Source organism: Flavobacterium sp., assembly GCF_049590715.1.
In the GTDB taxonomy this organism is placed as follows: domain Bacteria; phylum Bacteroidota; class Bacteroidia; order Flavobacteriales; family Flavobacteriaceae; genus Flavobacterium.
The window spans coordinates 1-4,669 of sequence record NZ_JBAWDL010000040.1; the positions used below are offsets into that span (position 1 = coordinate 1).

The window sequence follows — 4,669 nt, forward strand, 5'->3', positions numbered from 1 at the left end:
TTTTACTCCCTCTATAAATATCACTTGGACGGTGCCCAGAAGCAAGGGTTTCTTTGGGTTGCAATCCTCCGTTGTCTGAAGTAAAGATGATAATGGTATTGTCATACACCCCTTTTTTCTTCAAACTGGCAATTAGCATTTCCATTTGCACATCCAATTCTTTGATCATGTCCATATGTGCTGATGGCGTTGAACCTGCAATTTTTTTACCGTTCAACATCTTTGAAGGCGAATGTGGTAAGTGCACCGCTAGTGCACAGTAATACATAAAAAACGGTTTGTTCTTATCTGTTTTCTCAATAAAATTGACTGCTTTGTTCACGAGAATTGGTCCCATATTGTGTGGATCCCAAGCGGTATCGCCCAGACCTTCATCTTTGTCTAGTTGTACTCCAATTTTAGACATGTTCTCTTGTGAAATAAATCCGATTTTAGAATCGCTTTCCAGTGGCATCCACTTTTCGTTTTCATAGACTGCATACGGTACATCTTGAATTCCTGCAGGGAACATCAGGCTGTAATCAAAACCGTTTTGTTTAGGACCACTACCCGCAATCTGTGTGATATCCACATTCATTTGGATCTTATCACGGTTGCTTTTGTATATTTTTCCAGGTTTGTCTTTTTCATAAAAATCAGATCCAAATCCCCACTTTCCAAAGAAAGCTGTATTGTATCCCGCATTTTTCATTAGTTTTCCCAATGTCAGTTGATCTGGTTTGACTGCTGATTCTTGGTACGCACCCCATACGCCCCAAGGCGCATAACTTCGGTAGCAATTGTTTCCCGTCATAATTGCATAGCGCGAAGGGGCACACAAAGCAGCAGGCGAATGGGCATCAGTAAAAATCATTCCTTCACGAGCCAATTGATCTAAAGCAGGTGTTTCTAATACAATTTCATCCGAATGCAATTTGCGATAATACGACAAATCTCCTGTTCCTATGTCATCAGCCAAAACAACAATTACGTTGGGTTGTTTTTGGGCTGTTGTCATTAAAGTTAAAGCCAAAGTAAGTGTCAAAAGGATGTTTCTCTTCATTTTAATATTATTTTGGGCGTGTCCCAAGGGTCGGGCTATACACTGCAATCTTGTGGCGGCATAAATGCCAGCCGCCACAAGGATTTTCGTTTCTATCCCTCACGCAAGCCTTTTGCTATTATTAAACTTTATTTTTTCAATAATAACCAATTCAAATTCACAATTTTCTCCATGCCATGCTCTCCTATGAATACCAGTACGATATGGTGTTTTCCTGTTACTTTTTCGATTAAAGACGTTTCAATAGTTTGCCATGAGTTCCAGCCTCCTGTATATTTCACAGGAAAATCGGCTATAAGTTTTCCTTTTGCATTATCGAGACGCACTTCAAAATGACCAATGCGTTGGCCACTAGCCACTCTAGCTTCCATTTTAGTAGCTGATCCATCACCAAAATCAACGTCGTTGAATTTAACATTACTCATCATTTTAGTATCGCACACCATCCAACCTATTGGTTCATTACCGCCAACAAAATTAGTTTGGGCATTATTGATTTCGTTATAACGATCCACTTCAATCTTTTCTCCAATAGTAGGGGAGCCTATTCCTCTCAAGGTAGGTTTTACTTTTTTGAAAGCTCCTTTGTCATCCATCTCGACATAATCAGCTCGAATAGAACGGAGTTTATTAAAACCACTAATATCCCACCAATGGTAAAATAAAATCCACTTGCCTTCATAATTTACAATCGAGTGGTGGTTGGTTCCATTGCTAATGTTGTCCATGATTTTACCACGATATATAAAAGGGCCCAGAGGGCTTTTACTAGTAGCATAGGCTATCGTGTAGCCTTCATTTGGGAATACGTGTGCAAAGGTTAAATAATACAAATCCTTTATTTTAAGAGGAAAAGAACCTTCTTTATATCCTGCAGGTAGACCCTCGACCTTAATAGGTTTCGCAGCTACTTCTGTCATATTGTCTTTTAACGGAGCAACAAATAATTCTTCGCCACCACCATAATATAAATAGGCTTTGTTGTCATCATCCAAAAGTAGTCCTGGGTCAATACCAGAAACATCAGCGATGTAATTTTTCTCCCATTTAAAAGGACCTGTTGGACTTTTGGAAACTCCCATTCCAATCCGTCTAAATGCCGATTTATCAGCGGGTTCAGCAGGGTAGAAGTAGTAATACAGATCCCCTTTTTTGATACAATCAGGTGCCCACATTCCATTAGAATCTTTTTTGCCCCAAGGGACTTGATTTTGATCCAAGATTACTCCGTAGTCTTTCCAAGTATTGCCATTCTCTAAAGAATACATATGATAATCAGGCATGCAAAAACGAGGTGCTTCAACGCCTTCTTTGGGTATAATATCGTGAGAAGGATATACATATAATTTGCCGTCAAAAACACGAGCGGTTGGGTCAGCAGTAAAAATATCAGTCACTAATGGGTTTTGCGCTATCAAACTTTGAATTGATAACAATAGGGTACTGATAATTATTTTTTTAGTCATTGTTTAATAGGTGTTTATGTTTTTTGCTATTTTAACTTATTGATGGTTTATCTTTTATTATTTAAAATTTCATTCTCTTAGTCTTTTATTTAATAATGGCTTTTGCCCAACCACTACCTTTAAGCGCACACCATAAAATGGATTCATCTTCTGGATCGGGTTTTAAGTCAATAACACTATCAGGTTGCCCTAAGTTTTTGTTTATTTTGGTCCAAGTTTTTCCACCATCTTTTGACAAATAAGCACCCGGATTCAAAGTGGTCACTCCTTTATTCTCATTTTGGGATGCTACTGCCACGGTGATAATTTTAGAATCTAATGGAGAGGTTTCGGTTTGCCATACATACGGCATGTCAAAAATCTTTTCCCAATCTTTTCCGTTGTTTTTGCTTTTCCATACGCCACCTTCTTCTAGTGTTCCTTTACTTCTTCCACAAGAGATAAACATTTCTTGGGTGTTTTTATCAATGAAAATATTATTAACGGCTACTATTTCATTAGGGATTTTCGCTTTGCTCCATGTTTCTCCTTTGTTATTTGACATATACAATCCACCATCTGTTTTTCCATCTTCAGACTGTACAAGAGCAGCATATAAAATGTTTGGGTTTATAGGATCCATTACAATTCGTCGAACATTTATGGCTTCATTAGTTGATCCAACAGTGGGTAAACCTTTGTTGATGCGAGTCCATGTCAAACCACTATCGGTACTTTTGAAAATACCATGCTCATTGAATGATGTTTTAGGACCACCAACTTCAGAAATAGGAGATGCAATAGTATTGAAATAAATAGTCGATGGTGTTTTATAATCGATAATTAAAGACGATTGCAATACGTTGTTTGATATATTTCCACCCGCATTAATAGGTTGAGAAACATCATTCCATGTTTTTCCGCCATCGGTAGATTTTCTTAAAGCACCTCGATGGTCTTGACGAAACATAATCATGTAAATCGTATTAGGATCATTAGGATGTACCGCTACAGATGCGATGGAAGTGGCACCTTTTTCGTTGAGTTGTCCTTCAATTTGTTTCACAGCCACAGCGTTTTTATCAGGATAACTGTCTAAACTGGCGTTTTCCCATAGACCATGCTCGCCACTACAAAAAAACTTACGGCCTTTGATGCCAGTGTCTAGCAACATAAAACGACCTGGTAAGTTGCTTCCCCCACGACCCACCCAGCTGTTACTGCCTGGTTTAGTTTCGTTATCATCTACTTGATTCCATGATTTTCCATTGTCATTAGAACGTAAAATTTGTTGTTCGATACAAATAAAAAGTTCTCCTTTGTTATTGATTTGCATAAACCGGTTAGCGGAGATTTCAGCACGATGATCAATTTCAGATTGTAAGTGCGCAAATTTGGTATTTACTCCTAATGGATTATTGCGTGATTGCCAATAGTCTTTGTCTTTATCACTGGACCAGTCTTTACCTGTACGCGCTGTGGCAATCCAGTTTTTGCCACCATCATTAGTTTTCCAAACATCGCCCGGCCCAAAAGCTTTATCGTGCTTTACATTATGCGAAATATAAATTTCATCTTTGTTTAATGGATTTACTACTAAACGGTTGAAAGTACTATACATTTCAGTAGGCAAATCAGGATATTGTTCTTTGATTTCCTTTTCGGTTTTACCCAGCCAGAAAACCATCGTTTTCCAATAGCCTTTGACAGCGTCATAAGTCGTTATTTTGGTATAATCTAAGGCGATATTTCCTGAGATTGAGATCCAGTTTTGTCCTCCATCGGTACTTTTATAAATGCCACCTTTGCCTTTTAACGTTTTTCTATCTGGTACATAAAAAGTTTGTTCTAGAACGTACAATACAAATTCTTTAGTTTCTGGATTGTAATACGAACTCATGTCACGCGGTGAATTATTAGGCAAACCAGTAGCACTCATTTCCCAACTATCACCTTGGTTGGTACTGCGATATATTCCTGAGTTGGTGGCTATGATAATGTTCTTAGAATTGTTTGGATCAACTATAATTCGTCCTACATCAAGGGTCTCTGGTAAGCCTTTGGTGATTTTGTTCCAAGTTTTTCCTTTGTCGGAACTTTTTAGAATACTACCATATGAAGCATATTTGTAAACAACTCCTTTTGGGTTTTTTAAGGTTCTGTGGTTGGCTTTTACATTCCA

The 4,669-nt window shown here is 38.0% G+C and carries 3 protein-coding genes; all 3 read right to left on the minus strand.

What is annotated here, in order from left to right; translation table 11 throughout:
* Nucleotides 1-1,042 (minus strand): sulfatase-like hydrolase/transferase (locus tag WBQ70_RS02210; protein WP_423909959.1); only part of this gene is annotated, 1,042 nt, incomplete at its 3' end.
* 128 nt (nt 1,043-1,170) lie between these two features.
* On the minus strand, nt 1,171-2,508 hold the full coding sequence (locus WBQ70_RS02215; RefSeq protein WP_423909962.1) for a family 43 glycosylhydrolase: 1,338 nt from the start codon (nt 2,506-2,508) through the stop codon (nt 1,171-1,173).
* Nucleotides 2,509-2,593: 85 nt separating this feature from the next.
* A partial coding sequence (locus tag WBQ70_RS02220) for a WD40/YVTN/BNR-like repeat-containing protein (protein WP_423909965.1) occupies nt 2,594-4,669 on the minus strand: 2,076 nt, incomplete at its 5' end.

Bases quoted from the DNA above. Each gene is read 5' to 3' on its own strand.
- WBQ70_RS02215 (WP_423909962.1), bottom strand. From the start codon at position 2,508: ATGACTAAAAAAATAATTATCAGTACCCTATTGTTATCAATTCAAAGT.